At 54.8% G+C, this 16,424-nt stretch carries 14 protein-coding genes and 2 pseudogenes; 11 read left to right on the forward strand and 5 right to left on the reverse strand.

Going from position 1 to position 16,424, the window contains the following annotated elements; translation table 11 throughout:
* Positions 1-200 precede the first annotated feature (200 nt).
* From ACZ5YD_RS01145 to ACZ5YD_RS01165, 5 genes are all read left to right on the forward strand, one after another.
* Complete coding sequence (locus ACZ5YD_RS01145; protein ID WP_379746594.1) at positions 201-572, forward strand: hypothetical protein; 372 nt, start codon at positions 201-203, stop codon at positions 570-572.
* Positions 573-795: 223 nt separating this feature from the next.
* A complete protein-coding gene (locus ACZ5YD_RS01150) occupies positions 796-1,407 on the forward strand; it encodes a hypothetical protein (RefSeq protein ID WP_379746591.1) in 612 nt (203 codons plus the stop codon).
* Between the two features lie 37 nt (positions 1,408-1,444).
* Complete coding sequence (locus tag ACZ5YD_RS01155; protein ID WP_464384448.1) at positions 1,445-1,615, forward strand: hypothetical protein; 171 nt, start codon at positions 1,445-1,447, stop codon at positions 1,613-1,615.
* A 473-nt stretch (positions 1,616-2,088) separates the two neighbouring features.
* Positions 2,089-2,379 carry a hypothetical protein gene (locus ACZ5YD_RS01160; RefSeq protein ID WP_379746588.1) on the forward strand — a complete coding sequence of 97 codons (291 nt, stop codon included), beginning with the start codon at positions 2,089-2,091 and terminating at the stop codon, positions 2,377-2,379.
* 185 nt (positions 2,380-2,564) lie between these two features.
* Positions 2,565-2,855 carry a hypothetical protein gene (locus tag ACZ5YD_RS01165; RefSeq protein WP_379746585.1) on the forward strand — a complete coding sequence of 97 codons (291 nt, stop codon included), beginning with the start codon at positions 2,565-2,567 and terminating at the stop codon, positions 2,853-2,855.
* A 171-nt stretch (positions 2,856-3,026) separates the two neighbouring features.
* Here ACZ5YD_RS01165 and ACZ5YD_RS01170 read toward each other — a convergent pair whose 3' ends face one another.
* Positions 3,027-3,392, reverse strand: a complete 366-nt coding sequence (locus ACZ5YD_RS01170) for a hypothetical protein (protein ID WP_379746582.1) — start codon at positions 3,390-3,392, stop codon at positions 3,027-3,029.
* 733 nt (positions 3,393-4,125) lie between these two features.
* On the opposite strand from ACZ5YD_RS01170, the gene ACZ5YD_RS01175 reads away from it, so the two are divergent.
* From ACZ5YD_RS01175 to ACZ5YD_RS01185, 3 genes and pseudogenes are all read left to right on the forward strand, one after another.
* Positions 4,126-5,022, forward strand: a complete 897-nt coding sequence (locus ACZ5YD_RS01175; RefSeq protein WP_379739934.1) for an SOSS complex subunit B family protein — start codon at positions 4,126-4,128, stop codon at positions 5,020-5,022.
* Positions 5,023-5,221: 199 nt separating this feature from the next.
* Positions 5,222-6,184 carry a homing endonuclease associated repeat-containing protein gene (locus tag ACZ5YD_RS01180; protein ID WP_379739931.1) on the forward strand — a complete coding sequence of 321 codons (963 nt, stop codon included), beginning with the start codon at positions 5,222-5,224 and terminating at the stop codon, positions 6,182-6,184.
* Positions 6,185-6,389: 205 nt separating this feature from the next.
* Positions 6,390-7,219: pseudogene (locus ACZ5YD_RS01185) on the forward strand (IS5 family transposase).
* A 42-nt stretch (positions 7,220-7,261) separates the two neighbouring features.
* Here the strand turns inward: ACZ5YD_RS01185 and ACZ5YD_RS01190 are convergent.
* The 4 genes from ACZ5YD_RS01190 to ACZ5YD_RS01205 all read right to left on the reverse strand — a co-directional run bounded on the left by ACZ5YD_RS01190 (position 7,262) and on the right by ACZ5YD_RS01205 (position 12,230).
* Positions 7,262-7,975, reverse strand: coding sequence for a cyclase family protein (locus ACZ5YD_RS01190; RefSeq protein WP_379739928.1), 714 nt, complete (start codon positions 7,973-7,975; stop codon positions 7,262-7,264).
* Positions 7,976-8,235: 260 nt separating this feature from the next.
* A complete protein-coding gene (locus ACZ5YD_RS01195; RefSeq protein ID WP_379739965.1) occupies positions 8,236-9,141 on the reverse strand; it encodes an ABC transporter permease in 906 nt (301 codons plus the stop codon).
* 104 nt (positions 9,142-9,245) lie between these two features.
* Positions 9,246-10,832, reverse strand: coding sequence for a sugar ABC transporter ATP-binding protein (locus ACZ5YD_RS01200; RefSeq protein WP_379739925.1), 1,587 nt, complete (start codon positions 10,830-10,832; stop codon positions 9,246-9,248).
* 51 nt (positions 10,833-10,883) lie between these two features.
* Positions 10,884-12,230, reverse strand: a complete 1,347-nt coding sequence (locus ACZ5YD_RS01205) for a sugar ABC transporter substrate-binding protein (RefSeq protein WP_379739922.1) — start codon at positions 12,228-12,230, stop codon at positions 10,884-10,886.
* A gap of 1,018 nt (positions 12,231-13,248) precedes the next feature.
* Between ACZ5YD_RS01205 and ACZ5YD_RS01210 the strand changes: the two genes are divergently transcribed.
* The 3 genes and pseudogenes from ACZ5YD_RS01210 to ACZ5YD_RS01220 all read left to right on the forward strand — a co-directional run bounded on the left by ACZ5YD_RS01210 (position 13,249) and on the right by ACZ5YD_RS01220 (position 16,031).
* Positions 13,249-13,485, forward strand: a complete 237-nt coding sequence (locus ACZ5YD_RS01210; protein WP_379739919.1) for a DUF8066 domain-containing protein — start codon at positions 13,249-13,251, stop codon at positions 13,483-13,485.
* A 305-nt stretch (positions 13,486-13,790) separates the two neighbouring features.
* A complete protein-coding gene (locus ACZ5YD_RS01215) occupies positions 13,791-14,720 on the forward strand; it encodes a transcription initiation factor IIB (protein ID WP_379739917.1) in 930 nt (309 codons plus the stop codon).
* Positions 14,721-15,451: 731 nt separating this feature from the next.
* Positions 15,452-16,031, forward strand: a pseudogene (locus tag ACZ5YD_RS01220) (IS6 family transposase).
* Positions 16,032-16,424 lie beyond the last annotated feature (393 nt).

Genomic DNA, 16,424 nt, shown 5'->3' on the forward strand with positions numbered 1-16,424 from the left:
CCCGCCTGCGTCGATCTCTCAGTATGCCGAGGTAACGTCGACGTCGCTCCGCAGGAGTATTTTTTCTCCCCCAGAGGGGTGCGGGAGCACGCAGTAAGCTCTCGTATAGACCAATGTCTTTAGACAGTACGTTCGACGACGTCGAGGTACAGGATATCCCGAGACAGTCAGAAGTCGCACCATCGTGGGCGAATCTGGACGTGGCGCTTCCCACCGATCGAAGTCCGACGTCGATCGTCGCGTTGGTGGAGTGTGCGCTCGTCGAGATGACGCATGAACCAGTCGGCGCGGAGGTCATCTCGTGGCACATGTGGGGTGTGAAACGGACGCAGTACATCGCCGTCGACGGTGTTGGTGAGACGTTCACCAAGCGGCACTTCGACGAGCGACTCGGGTGGAGTGCAACCACGATCGACCGCGAGACCGTTCGCGATGAGCTGATCATCCAACTCACCCGAGGCTCACACCGAGATCGAACTGCGGCTCTGGACCAGGATTCATCTGTCGGTGGTCTCGACAGATTCCGTGTTGCGCCAGTGCACGTTCTCTGGAAGCATCCGAACATGGAGTAACCAACACGATCGGCGGAGTTCGCGAATTGTTGGTTAAGAAGATGTCTTCCTCACGTCACGAAATTTCGATCCGGGTGTTCCACTCCCTTGGCTTCGAACCCAATCAGATCGGAGGGAATGTAAGTCATGATACCGAAGAAAATCCAATGAATGAGTGTCTCAATACACAAATGGATAGAAGTGACCCAACACTCAGTGTATCCGTATTCCGTGGTGGAAACTGATGGAACTCAGTGACGACACACTCTCACTTTCACGAGAGCTTTCAGAACTCGACAAAGACGTACTCGACTTCACAGCGATCCTCGATGCCTGTAACGTTGACTACGTCATTGTTAGCGGGTACGTCGCAATTCTCACGGGGCGATCTCGCTCGACGGAGGATATCGACGTCATTCTGGAGCCCCTGTCTGAAACGGAGACTGAGGAATTGGTCTCAGAACTCAAAGATCGGGGGTACTGGGGAATGGCCATGCCACTTGATGAGATGTATTCAATGTTGAACGAGGGGAGCCGTATTCGAATTGCAGAGGACGGCAAGATGTATCCGAACTTCGAGACGTGGTTCGTCTCAAACGACATTGAGCGCGAAGCTCTCTCGAACCCCCTCACGGTCACATTTTCTGATGGCCAGATCAAGATCAGTCCGCTTGAACTCCAGATTGCGTACAAACTCCGACTTGCACAAGCTGCAGACAGTCTCAATGGCAAGGATTTCGAAGACGCCATCCATCTGTATCTGACGTTCGAGGAACGATTTAATACGGAGCAGCTTGAAACGTACGTCAAAGAGTTCGGAGTCGAGAACTACTATGCAGAACTCAACCGCGTTTGAGGATGATCAACGCCGGAACATGGAACAACGGCGTGCGATGATCAAACGGTGGGCCAAGTACGTTCGGACGCACGACGATCAAGAGTGGTCACGCCAGCAAAATCGACTCATCAACTCTCAACTCCAGTCTGCAAACGATATGGCTGCGTCTGGAGAGACAGATCCCGTTCGGTTTGCGGCCGCTCGAGATCGAATTCGTGACCGCTGATCGTCTATCGGCGGGGCAGACGAATGCCTTGGGATGGTCGAAGGTACTACGGCACGTAGTATCTAAGAATATCCCTCAATACCGGTGAGTGGACCTTTTGACGCTTCCCACTGCAGTCCTAGAAAGTCGATAGCCTCCTTCAAAATCTCCATGCGGTGGACGCGTACCGGAGCAGTAGTACCCCAAAGAATCCGAACATCGCTCCAGCATACAGTGCAATTACCGTCGATCGGACGGAGACTCCCTGAGAGGACACAAAATACACTTTCACAGACGAAACAATGGAGATAGACGTTCACAGGAATCCGCCGAGACCGTTTGGCGACGACGACCGGTCGGCGTCCTGGAAGCCGATTTCACCGTTGACCAACAACGAGACGGAGCACTCCGTAGTGTTGGTTACGACTAACGAGCCCGGAGTTTCTGTGCGCCTGAATGACTGAGGCGCCCTACGGTGCACTCGTGTGATTATGATGAACGGTACAGACACATTCGGTGATGTATCATCCGACTACGAACGGTTCGAAGCAGAACTCCTCGCTCAGGATCAAGATGCTGTACACGTGGTGGTAGCGGACCTCGAGGACAGGGAAGCCCACCTTCTCGTGAACACTCTCGTCGACGACGGTCTCGTCACACCGGTTCCGAACGAACGGGTTCTCGTCCACGAGCCAAGCGACCAAGCATTCAACTCGATCGTCCAGCTCGCTGTGTTCCACCGTGGTTGGACCACAGCCCTCGACGTCGATGCGAAGACGGAATAAGACGTCGACCTCTGAGTTCGCTTTCGTGCCACAGGTTCTGGTGGGGATATGGAAGAGAGATTCACCGTGATCGACGATAAGTCACCCATTCGGCCCACGTCGATTTCCGTATCGGAACGGCGTCGGTGACGTGTGGGCAACGATCCGTCATCGACCATAGCCGACGGATTGCGACGCTGTCAGCGTTGGCGATCGCCAAACATGATGCCGAAGTCGATCAACCCAACGAGGGGAGAGAACCTGACGCGATGCTTGGTGGACTGGCGATCCAGTTTTATCGAATGCACGAGAAATTTGACTCTATGGTCTCCCGCGAAAACACGGTCGGAATCGGATTTATCGCACTGGCGATAGTGCTATTGTTTGGACTTGATAGCGTAACTGAGCCGCCACCATGGCTGTCTGTTGCTGTGATACTAGGTGTCGGAGTGATTGTACCGATATTAATTAATGAGTATCTCGATGGTGGGGAGTAAGACAGTGCGGGAGTGGCAGTTCTTTTAGAAATCCAGTAGCGGATGAGTTTTGACATGATTGCGGTCTGTTCAGAGGACTCACGAATCACTCAGTACAGGTGAATCACTGAACAAACCACGTACCAAGCATCGGGTGACTGATCGCCTCAAGAGACCCGTAGATCGCCCGGTTCACTTGCTATCGTCGGATTCGTTGGTAGCCGTCGATTCGACCGGGAAGACCTGCGTGTCAGGTGCGTCGAGTGGGCTGTCCGAGCCGGTCAGCCACACGGTGAGGTAGACGACGCAGGCCGCGATGACAGCAATAGGAAGCTGGAGAGTGAAAACGCCATAAATGAGTGTGACGATGATCGTTGCGCGAGTGGCCGTCTTTCGGTTGGTACCCCCGTAGTACGCGAATGTTGCGACGACGAAGGACGCGATCGCAACGCCCGTGCCGAGAAGGAGTTGTTGGGCGATAATCACCGAGTAAAGGAACGCAGTGACACCAAGCAGGACGAATGCTGCGACAATGTGGACACGTTTCAGGGAGGGCATGCAACTGATTTTCTCCACAATATGGTAAAAAATGCGTGTTCTCAATTTGGATAGAAACTGAACACCGCGACTGTAGTAATAAATACGCAGAGTTCAGAAATTGGTTGTTTCAGCTTATTTCCTACCGAAAGCAGAGGATTTCAACAGAGTCACTAGCATGATTCCGGAAAGGTAGTCAACTACAATCTAAAACTCCCCAACGGAATTCACCACGAAGTATCTGTAAATTCCTCAGGAGTCCTCAGTAGAACGTACCAGCCGATCGTCGACGGCGGTTGGTCGGTATAACGAGACGGATCGCCCCGCTCGCCGCGTGCCGCCCGACGCCTGCTCACGGCTCCCTTACGGTCGCCGTTCGCGTCGAGGCGCTCCCAGGGTCGCGCCTCTTCGCTCGCGACCGACCATTCCGGGCGTGCGGGCGCTCTCCGCACAGCGAGCGCCCGTTCCGGGCTAAAGTGCATGTGCCCTCGACGCCAGCGGGTAACCGCAGGGGGCTGCGCTGCGTGGCTGCTCGCCCCCTACGCTTACTCCGCTGGACGCTCGCGCCGGGCGGATCGCCGCGCGGGGCTGGTTGTGGCCCGTCGTGTCGGGCGCTCTCGCTCGCGCCCGCCAAAGGCGTGCGCGAAGGCGCGAGCGAGAGCGCAGATGACTCCTGTCGGTAACTGTCGTGAAAAACCCGCGATAGAGCGCGGGTGGTGGCGCGTCGTGAGCGCCTTTGGAGCAAGTAACTCCAATGTCTAGTAAGAACGTCTTTGGTAATGAGGTTTCGGTTGATGAGCAGGCGTACGAACACGTGGATGAGCCGGAGGTCGACGAGGACGGGTTCGAAGTCGTCGACGAAACGCCGGAGCTACGGGCGACGGTGCAGATGGAGGTGCAAGCGAAAGTGGACGCCAATCACCCGGACGGGATGGTCGACACGAGCCAGGAACGGATCCACGGTGTGACCCTGAAACAGGAAGAGTGCATTCGGGCGCGGGAGGACGAGTTGGCGCGCATCAGTGCCCGGGCGGCATTCGGGACCCAGGAGGGTCGCGAGGAGCGAACGCGGAGCGCGGCGGCGCGGGGGAGCGCGGCCCGACGAGTGGACTTCGAACGTCGACGTGCGAGCGTGGACCCGTTAGCTGACCCGGATCGGCCGGATCCTCGGGAAGAACTTCCCCAGGACGAGTTGGCGTTCGTGAACAGGCAGGCGCGGCGATTAGCGAAGCAGCTCGGCGGCTGGACGCGAGCGGCGATCAGTCGGCGGGTGGCCGGAGAGTTGGTGCGTGGAACGAGTAAGATGGCTGCGGTCATCAAGACCTTCGAAGAACTCCAGCTGGGGCCGGGACGGATCGTGCCGATCGAGAAACTCGAGGACGTCGATCGACGAGAGGTGGCGGTTGAAGGGCGCATCGAGACGTTGTGGGAGCCGTCGAGTCGGAAGATCGCGCAGGTCGGACTCATCAGTGACGACAGTGGAACGACTCGAGTGACCGTGTGGAAGGCGTCCAAGCAACCGTGGATGCGCGAGGGCGAACGGGTGCGCATCTACGGGGCGGCGCGAAACTGGTACGAGGGGCGCGTCTCACTCGCGTTGACCGGGTGGAGCACGGTCCATTTCCCCGAGCGCGGTCGGTGGTGGGAGTAGCCAGATCGTCGCGATCCCCTTTTTGCTGATGCCGGCGCCGACCCAAACCCCACCTCCCCACCCACCGCTCCGTGCTCGCTCCCTCCGGTCGCTGCGCGCGCAGCCACGACCTTGACAACAGGCCAACCCGCGGGCCACTGAGAGTTTATTGGCGCACCGAGGGGTGCGAGCGCCTTCAATTCGCGTTCGCTGAATCACTATGTCCAACGAAACAGGCAGCTACGAACGCGAGTACTGCGGCACCGAGTTCGAATCAGGTCCAAAGAAAGCAGGCCACATCTCGCAGAACCACCGAGAAGACCAGCAGCGAGATGAATTCATACACGCGCTACAGCGACTCGCCACGGAACTCGGCCATTCACCGGCTATGAGCGAAATGGACGAAAAGGGGCGGTATACGCAGAAAGCGTACATCACCGAATTTGGAACCTGGAACGATGCACTCCGGGAGGCGGGGCTTGAAATCAACAAACCAGCGACCGTCTCGAAAGCGGAGGTTGTCGAAGCCATTCAATCACTCAGCGAGCAGCTCGGTCATCCACCAACGGTCGAGGAGATGAACGAGTACGGGCAATATTCGAGAAAAGCGGCCACCAAGCATTTCGGAAGCTGGAATAACGCACTACGGAGTGTTGGCTTCGAGCCCAATCACGAGGAAATCCCACGTGAGGAACTTATCGAGGAGATTCACCGATTAGCCGAGAAACTCGGTCGTGCTCCCTTCATCTCCGATTTGAATAGCGATAGCCGATACTCACTCCGCGGCTACATCCGAAAGTTCGGGAGTTGGAATGAAGCAATCAAGACCGCAGGATACGAACCATTCACCCCATTCACCGGCCCTGACCATCCATTGTGGGCCGGGGCAGAAAAGCGGGAACGACTCTGGTACGGGCCGAATTGGAAGACAATACGAACACGAGCGTTAGAGCGTGATTCTTACGAGTGTCAACATCCTGGATGTCAAATCTCCAGTGAAACTCATCGGGATCAGTTCAGCAAAAGCCTGCATGTGCATCACGTCATCCCACTACGCTCGTTCCATGATGATGGAGAAATTGACTACGAACGAGCAAATATGCTCGAAAACCTTGTGACGCTTTGCGTCGAACATCATGCACAGTGGGAAGAGCTCTCCCCATTACGCCCTGATATCCAATAACGGTCGAGTGTGTCTATAGAAGCTCTTCGTTGAACCGAATTCCAAGACTGCTCTTTGTACGTGTAGATTTTATTGCCCCTCGAAGGGCGGAGGGCACAGCAATAGCGTGCCCTCACCGAAGTATGTCCAAGGTGTTCTGTTGAATCCGCAGAATGCGGCAGGATAGCGTCGCTCTGAAGACGGAAGCGAAGCGGAAGAGCCGAATGTGCCTAAACTCCTCTTCCGCTTCGGTAAGCAAGCCGTGTCGCTGGCTCAAAAGCGCTCTGCCGCCAGTCCAACGGCGGTGAGTGATCCGACTGGCCACGGGTTTTCCGGCTGGAAGCATGTCACGCTCCACTTTTTTCGGGTTCAGATGGACGCGACGCACCGCGAGATCGTCGATTGGGCGAGCGAGATGGATCGCGTTCGTGGTCTGTTACAGCTCGCGCGACGGCATTTCCCGCACCCTCAACGCTGTACCGGTCGTTTGAGAGGGTGCCCATGTCGGTGTGGCGCGGCTTCCTCCGGGAGTCCGCGACCATCTGCGATCCGGGCTCGCACGGTGCCATCGATGCCACATTCTTCGACCGCGAAACGGCATCGAGACACTACCAACACCGCTCGGATCGCCATATACGCACGCTGAAAACGACGGCGCTCGTCGATACAGACTCGTGTGCCATCCTCGATATTCACTGCTCGGCACACTGGCCTCACGACACCCAAACTGGCCGTCGAGTCGCCCTTCGTAACACCGAGAAAATAGAAAGTATCGCCGGCGACAAAGGCTATGACAACCAATCTCTCCGGGACGCTCTCCGGTCAGAGGGCGTCCGGCCCTTGCTTCGTCATCGGCTGTTTGCTGCGTACGATCACGCACACAACGCCCGGTTGGACAGCGAATTATACGGCCAGCGCTGGATGGCCGAGACCGCCTTTTCGGCCATCAAGCGTCGGTTCGGCCCCGCTGTCCACCCTCACGCATGGTACCGCGAGTTCCGCGAGCTCGTGGTGATCCCCACAGTCTACAATCTCGAACAAGCGCTCAAACAGTGACCCCGACGCCGTCATCGAATTCAACAAAGCAGAATCGACCATTCAATCGATCATTGCGACTGCCCGGATCGGTGAACCGGATCCTGAGTCGATCTTCAGTGGGAAGGTAAATAAAGCGGAAAACGCCGGTAATTGATCCAAGTTAGTCAGGTTTTCCACGATGTACGTCTCCTCCCCGAGAAGCTCATAGTGTGCAGGAAACTCGTCGTTTCCGGAGGCATCAACGGCTGCGGTATCGCATCCAACAAGATCGATCCCGATGTCGGTGAGGTATGCGGCTGCTTTAGCCGACAGTCCCGGCCACGAGTCCAAGTATTCTTGACCTGTCTCGCCCGTGTCCCAGTATCGGTCCCATCCGAACCAAAAGAGAACCCGATCGCCGTTTCGCAGAGATCCGTGTTCTTGTTCCCACGTCTCGATCCGCTCGCGAGTCACGGTTTTACCTCCTTCTACGTCAGTCGCATCAATTGTGGCGGCACGCCCGACGAGACATTCGAGCGGGATCGATGCGACATCATAGTGTGCGTCCCCTTCGGCGATGAAGTGAAGCGGCGCATCAATGTGGGTGCCGCTATGTTCGCCCATTGTGATCCGGTAGTGGCACGCCTCATCTCCCCACTCATACGACTCATAGAGAGTATGTCCAAAGCGGGCGTGAGTCGGTACAGCGGGGATATCCTCTTCAAGCGTATGCGTGAGATCAACCCATTCAGCGTCAGTCAGCGTTGCCACAGCTTCCTCAACGCTGTCCGTCATGCTCGTGATCCCTGTTCGCGTCTAATGGCCGGAACGTTTCCGTAGTTCATTGATCGTCGGGACGAGAATTCGACGGGTAACATAACGCAAATTGATAGTACGCCCACTCTTATCAATATTATGGGAATATGGAACGTTTAATTTCTAAATAACGCCGGCGGCCACGGGTAGTCGCAGTGAGATCCCATCCCACCCCGGGAGGGTGGGTTTTTTAGTTTCACCCAAAGGGGAGAACAAAACGCGGAGGGGATGCCGTGACTCTATTTGATAACGTCGATCTTATCACGATCGATCGACATAGCCACGGCGAAGATAACCACGAATCCGAGGATGATCTCCTGGACGAACGACTGAATACTCAGGAGGTTCATCCCGTTTGTCAACACACCGATGACCATCACACCGAGGATAGTCCGGTGAGGTCCACCGACACCGCCGGTAAGGGCAGTCCCTCCCATGACGATGGCTGCGATACTTTCTAACAGTAGCCCGTCACCCATGCTCGGGCTCGCGGACGTGATACGGGCGGCCAAGAGCACGCCTCCAAGCCCACATAGCGTTCCGGAGACAACGAACGCGCCGATCTTGTAGCGGTCGACCTTCACACCGGAGTAATCCGCCACGCGCTCGTTTTCGCCGAGCGCGTACGTATAGCGTCCGAACGTCGTCTTCCAGGCGAGCAGGGAAACCAACACGTATAGTATTATTCCCCATATGACGAGGTTCGGTACGGTCGGGATGAGATTCCCGATGGCTATCTGTCGAATCTCGGGCGCATTGAAGGGGACTGATCTGCCGCCGGTCAATAGCAACGCCGATCCGCTGAATATCGAGAGCGACCCGAGCGTGACGAGGAACGAAGGGATCTTCCCCTTCGCAAATACCACGCCATTCAGCAGACCGACGCCTGTTCCGGCGAGCGTTCCTAAGACCAAAGCGAGCAACCCAAGGTTGTAGTCGGTGATAAGAAGCGCCGTGAGTACACCGCTAAACGAAACGATAGAAGCCACGGATAGGTCGATACTCTGTTGAAGGATGGGGAACGTTCCGGCCAGCGCAACGAGCAACAGGATCGTGCTATTCATTAACACGTTCCCGACGAGATTGTCGTAGGTGAGAAAGACGTCCGTGGAAACTGTGAAAGCTATCATCAAGATAATCAACATTAGGAACGGACCAAGATCGACAAGTATGTCTACGATAGAACGAGTTCTTCGATATTCTTCGATCCAGCTGAGGACCGGGGTTCCGGAATTGTTTCCTGCCATGGTTAGATCATTTGTTTGATTATCTCCGATTCAGTCGGTTTGTCATCACGTGGTGCATCGATCACGTCGACCATCTGTCCGTCCTTCATTACACCGATACGATTGCTCATACTGATGAGCTCAGGGAGTTCATCAGCGATAAACACCATCGAGACTCCACTGTCGGCTAGCCCACGGAGGATCCGGTAGACTTCTTCTTTAGCTCCCACATCGATACCGCGAGTCACATTATCCATGATGAGCAGCGACACTTCACGCTCGAGGTTCTTTCCAAGGACGACCTTCTGTTGATTTCCGCCACTTAACTGGACGAGAGAGGACTCGATACCCGGCGTTTTGACGTTGAGATCGTCGATCACGTCCCTTGCCATGGTTTGTTCCTTCTCGAAGTCGATGAGCCACTTGATTGTCCCCATCCCGGGTAGCTTGTCGGCTACGAGGTCCGTCCCGAGACTTGGAAGCGATACGTTGACCCGAAGCGGCTGGTAGAGAAGGGCCCCTTCTGATTGGCGGTCCTTGGGAACATACCCAACACCCTCATTCACCATCCTTGAAACCGAGCCGGTGGTAACCTCATCACCCTCGACGGTTATCGTCCCTGTATCGGCGGCATCGACACCGCTCAGGACACGACCGAGGGCGCTCTTCCCGCTGCCCATCACACCACAGATGCCGAAGATCTCCCCGCGCCGAAGGTCGAAAGAGACCGACTCGAAGCTATTTTCGTTCCCTAGGTCGGACACCGACAACACCGCCCCCTCATCCGTGAGTTCACGCTGTTTCGAAACCTGATAGTATTCTTCAGCAATCTCCCGACCGACCATACTGTGCTGGAGTTTGTCCTCGGTTGCCTCCTCTTGCCACAGATGGTCGACTACTTTCCCGTCTCGAAGGACATAGATGCGATCGCTGATCTCGAGAACCTCATCGAGTTCGTGGGAAACAAACACGAACGAGGCCCGATCCCGGAGGTCATTGATCCGGTCAAAAAGCAGGTCACGACCGTCCTCCTCGAGTCCGGCGGTAGGCTCATCAAGCAGAATGATCGGATGGTCGCTGTCGACCGTTTCGGTGAATGCTCTCGCGATACCCAGCATCTGCCGGTCGCTGAACGAGTATTCCGAGACACGCTTCTCCAGATCAAGTTCGATACCGAGCGTATCGAGAACCTCCTTTCCCTCCCGCTTCAATTCGCCGGAGTCGAGGATACCCATGGTTGCATAATCAGGATATTGCTCCAGAAACAGATTCTCGTATCCCGTGAGGTTCGGAATCACGTTCTGTTCTTGATGGACAATAGCAATCCCCTCATGACTAGCGTCACGCGGGTTTTCAATGATGACCTCTTCATCATCGACGTAGATGTTTCCACGATTCTGCTGGTAAATCCCACTAAGGATGTTAAGAAGCGTACTCTTTCCGGCACCATTCTCACCGACGAGACCGACGACTTCGCCGCGACGAAGTTCGAAGTCGATGTCGTCGAGAGCAACGACATTGTTGAACTCTTTCCGAACGTTCTCGACACGGAACCGAACCTCGGAGTCCTGTATCCTCTCCTGTTCGTCCGCTTCAGGCTTCGCACTCATGTGATTTTTTTAATTTTCTGTTATATTGACATCTTATTGGAGGAGTAGCAACTACAGGTATGGGTTCATACCGTTTTCGTTCCGGGACCGGTAGTCCTCCTCGACCTCGTCGAAGAGCTGTTCGTTGTCGTAATCGTCGGGGATCGTGAGTCCGCTCGGTCGGTTGTCCTCGGTCCACTGGAGCTGTTCCCACTCGGACTGTCGGATCGGAACGAGTTCGTGCTGCGGGTCCCAGTCGTCACCACTCTCTTCGATTGACGCTGCTTTCCAGTCGTACGGGGAGTGCCCGTCGCTGTACGCGACGGAGAGATACTCTTCTGGTGTGGCGAACCTGGTTTCAATGTCGCTAAACGACGATTGATCGAGTCCGGGATTGAGAACCGTCGTCGTCCGGACCCACATCATCCGCTCTGGGATTCGAGGACGCCATCCGTGAAGCCAGTCCCAGGCTTTCGCGACGAACCAGCCGCCCTGCCAGAACGGTGGTGCAGCTTGTTCTTGGAGTTGATACGGCTCGCCGGAGTCAGGACCGTTGTTCTGAAGGTGCTCGATGTTCGGACTCGCACCGTCAAATCCGGTGAACGGGATCGCCATGTCGTTCTCTGAGAGAACTGAGGCTGCACCGAGTCCGAGCGTACCATTGTTAGCATACACGCCGTCGATATCGTCACCGTAGTTTGAGACGAATGATGACATCACCTCCCGGCCGTGTCTACGGGTCCACCCGCCGGAGTAAATTGCGTCAAGTAGGTCAATATCGGGATAATCCTCTTGGGCTTGGCGGGCGCCCTGATTCCGGTACGACCCGATGTGGCCTTCAGGGCCCAAAATCATAACGTAGTTGCCTTCCCCTCCCATTTCCTCGAAAAGGATTTGAGCAGGGATCGCTCCAGCGTGAAACGTCTCTGGTATCTGATACTGGACGAATTCCGGTCCGATCGACGACGGCAGCAGCCACTTACCCATCGACCAGTACTCGAAAAATGGCACACCTTCCGACGCCGCGGTCTCCGCGAGAGACTGAACGCCGGAGTCGCTCGGAGCGGTCGCGGCGACCATGTCCGCACCGCTGGTAATCGCGCCTTCGATTTGCGAGATCTGATCGCTGAGTTGGCCACCGTGATCCTGTGCGTCGCTCGTTAGACCAAAGTCTTCGGCCGCCTCTTGCATGCCGTTTCGGAACGCCCTCCAGAGATCGATCTCGAGACTGTCAGGGGATAAAAACGCCTGATCGATCGGCTCCTCGTCGGGTGTTGAACCATTACCGCCGTTGCCATTACCGCCGTTGCCCGTACAGCCGGCTATCAGGCCGAGTGAAGCTGCAGCGGTAGTACTACCAAGTGTCTTGAGGTATGATCTTCGATCACTTATCCCGAGTTTATTGCCATCTATTGGCATGTAATAGGACTTCTAACTAAACCTATATTAACCCTTTGGAAAAATTATGTTTAATAGGTGTGAACTTTAGAGGGGAGTGTTGTGAAGAGTGCCAAAGGCTCATATCTACGAACTGGTTGATTCAGCGGAGCTACCATCCGGAATCAGTACCTGAAGCGCCTAGTTTGGTATTTCACAGACCGAACCAGGCTTCAGAGAGCGATCGATTTTCTCCCGTTTCCCGCTCAGCGTCGCAGTCTAACAGCTCCAGCGGCTAGTGGTGCTTGAAGCCACGGTCGGCCCGCATCAGGGGGTGAACGTGGCACCGCTTGAGCACTTTTTGGAGAAAAAACAACGCATCGGTACTGGATCGGCCGGGAGAGACATCGGTGTGCAACACTTCGAGTGTGTGATAATTGACTGCCGTCCAGACATAGAGAGTCTAGCCGTCAATGTTGATTTTCGTCTCGTCGACGCCACCTCTTGTCGATCTGGCAGTCAGGGTCGAACAAGTGCTCACACTGGTGAAACCAGTCTCTGATAGCCTTGTAGCAACAATCCACGAATGGTTGATATTCCGGTACGAGACACCAACATGACACTCCTCTAATACCTGCTGTTCCGTCGGTTCAAACTGTGTAGTGCCTAAATAATAGGATCAGAGTATATAGAAATTCTATTCTTCAGATATAAATCGGCTGAAACAGCCATTAGCTGAGGTGTGCTCATCGACCGGCTGTTTCAGGCAAGAATCTGTCTGAAGAAGAGGATTTCTACAGAGCCCGGTGAACGAAATAGACTGTTGTTCCGCGTCCAAACAAGGCCAAGATCTCCAAAATCAAAGAGAAATGAACGTCATCCACCAATGGTACTGAACTTAACTGCATACCTCTATGCACCGATCCGAACCGAAGATCACGAATTCAGTGGCGGCTTTGCGTATGTGCTGTTTCTCGCAGACACATTCATCGCGAGTGCATTCGTTCCTAACCTGCCTGTATAAGTAATTCTAAAGTTCTTCGTGTCTATTTGCTGTTCTATGGCTCACTGGTCCTCGCCAGCCCTCTCGCGATCCTGGCTCGGCACGATAGTGGTACTGTACGCGTTGATCCTGGCGTATGCGATAGTTATCGTCGGCCAACTGGTACTCGGAGTGCTTCCTGGACTCGTCCTTATCGTGATCTACCTTTTCTGGCGGCTCGTCGTCGCTATCGAGGCGATCGCTGACGCCCAACAGCGGATGGCCGGCTACGATGACGAGGGAAATGGCGAGTAATCGTCTCAAGACGTGGATTGGACTTACGATGGTTGGAGTAGGAGTTGTACAAGCAGCTATGTTTGCCCTCCAACAGGAGTGGTTCCCGCTGATCTTGGGCCTCATCTATACGGGTATTGGAGTCGTGTATCTGCGGACTGAGGTCTATACCGTCGAATCGTAACTCCCGACGGAGTCACGTAGTCCAAGACGCCGCCGCTCCACCCACAGATCTCCGATCCGAATCGCCCCGCAGAGAATTTTTTCTCCCCAAATGGGGGTGAGGGGAGCATCGAGATGGTGACCTCCCTCGATCAGTGATTGAGATGGCAACGAGACACATCTTTGCGACGACCGATGAGGATGGACAGTTCGACCAAGAAACGGACCGATGCCCCGAGTGCGGTGGTCGCGTCTCGACGACGTCGATCGAAACCGTCTGTGACGACTGTGGACTCATCCTCGAGGAGACGATCATCGATCGCGGTCCGGAATGGCGGTATTGTAACCGGGAGGAACGCAAACGGACGGGGGCGCCACGGACGATGGCTCGCCACGATCGTGGGCTGTCAACGGAAATCGGGTTCCGAACTGATGCGACTGGAACGAAACTCTCCTCGAAGAAGCGTCGCCAGCTCAACCGGTTGCGTCGTGAACATCGACGTGGCAAATTCGGATCGAAAGCGGAACGGAACCAGATGCGTGGCCTCCAGGAGGTAAGACGTATCTCTGGCGGCTTCGACATCCCGGAGACGCTCCGTGATCAGGCCTGCCGGCTCTTCTGTAGCGCCCAGTCGGCGGACCTGCTGTGTGGACGGTCGGTGGAGTCGATCGCCTCAGCGAGTGTCTACGGCGCCTGTCGATGTGCCGATTATTCGATCACGTTGGATGAAGTCGTCAGTGTGGCGCGCGTCAGTCGCTCCCGAGTGGTGACCGCGTACAAGACGTTGAATACGGAACTCGGACTCCCGACGTCGATCGTCACCGCTCGGTCACACGTTCCGAAGATCACCTCCGAACTCGCTATCGACGACGTCGTTCGGCATCGAGCTCAAGAGCTTGCGTCACTCGCAGATGAGGCAGCAATCGCGAACGGTCGGAGTCCTGCTGGCGTCGCCGCTGGGTGTGTCTACAAGGCCTGTGAGGAGTTCGGTGACCTGCGGACACAGGAGGCGATCGCCGGTGCGGCGAATGTGAACGCGATAACGCTTCGAGCGCGATACTACGAATTGAACGAGATCGTCGAGACCGCGTAGATAGGCGACGGGTTTCTAGCGAAGGAGAGAATCGTGTCTCTGTTGAACACTCATTCAACAGACCCAAATTGCGTGAAACGACCATTCGCTGACGACTGCGAATTGATCGTTGAGTCTTCCACCAGCAAAGAAGGATGTTCCGATAGACGTGCGAGTGGCAAGGTGCAAATTCAGTATCGCAACCTATGCGGATATCGTGTGTGTTTAGCCGACGACACTCGTCTCCCGTGTTGCCCCTGCTACTGAAGTGAGTTCCATATGCGTTCCCAATTCGTCGACGTGCTGTCGGCGAATCCGACGACGATACTCACCACTGCCCACGTCACTCGATCATCTATCAAATTATCTAGGTCGTCAACTGTCGAATCACGGATATCTAACTCCGATTACGCCATGCAAACAGACAGACTAGCAATAACATATACTGCCGCCTCGGCCTGAGGTTGATGGATTAGGTCTTGTCATTAAGAGTAACTGAAAAGTACCGCTTGGGTAGATAGTACCACCACAAGAAAACCCAATTAAAGCCCGTTACGAAACGCTCAGCATTCTCACCAGCCTCAACCCCAATATCTGGATCTTCATCGTCATCTGGGTGGGGGGGTTTGGAGGTGCGCCATCGTAGTCCCACAAGTCACCATCCATGTCCCTGAACTCATGTATTTGCATCGTCATTCCAGCGGTGTTCAGATAAGGATGAAACGTGAGGCGGAACTATCTTTGAGTTCCCTATGCTCGAGATCGCCCGCCTTATCAGAGGTTCCGACAGCTTCGAGTTAAAATTTTCTAGAGCGAGAGGCGACACTCGAGCCCGTGATGAAGCTCAGCATCCGACTCCATTTGGCTGTATTATCACTTTCATATACTATATCAATCTTCTATATATTGAGTGTCAATTGCTGTCGAACGACCATTCACAACTGGGTGCAGAAGGCTGATCTACAGCCGCTCATTGGCACTAATCTGGATCATGTCGCAGTTGCCGAAACCGTGATCCAGCTGAATGACGAATGCTTCTCGCTGTGCGTCGTCGTCGATCCCGACACAAACAACTTGCTGCACGTCAAGCTCTTAACGACGAGAATTCAGGCGATTACTGAGATGTTTCTCGCCGAACTCCGCGAGAAACATCTCGTCTACGAAGCGCTCTTTTTCGTCGATTCCGCACCGTCGCTGCAAGCAGCACTTCATCGACACGATCTCGATTACAGATACGAAATACACGGTAATCGGAACAGTGTCGAACGTGTCTTTAGAGAACTAAAACAGAGAACCAACCAGTTCTCAAACTGTTTCAGCCACGCCGAATAAGATACCATCGAAAATCTGCTTCAAACGTACGCCTTCGCATGGAACCAGCTTATCTGAACACCACCATGATTTTGGCCCAACATTTGCCATTACAGAGCTACAATAGTAATAATCTGGGCCGCCTAATCCGGTCAAGCATTCTGAAGTTACCAGTGTCCTACTCGGCGATATCGTTCACTACAGTTGGCACGCTTGTCAAGTGAGTTTGCAGTAAACAAACAACCAACAACAAGTAGTATTGTTGAGAGAAACTATGTAGACACGATCAATTACGCCGCTAATGCCGACCATGGTGCGAGGACCCACTCTTTACTGCCGAGTTAGCACATCTCCGGGTTAACGACTTGAAAGAACTGTAGTACTCAGATGATGATCGGTCGTACGAGACGCAAC

The sequence above is a fragment of the Halopenitus salinus genome (genome assembly GCF_055397165.1).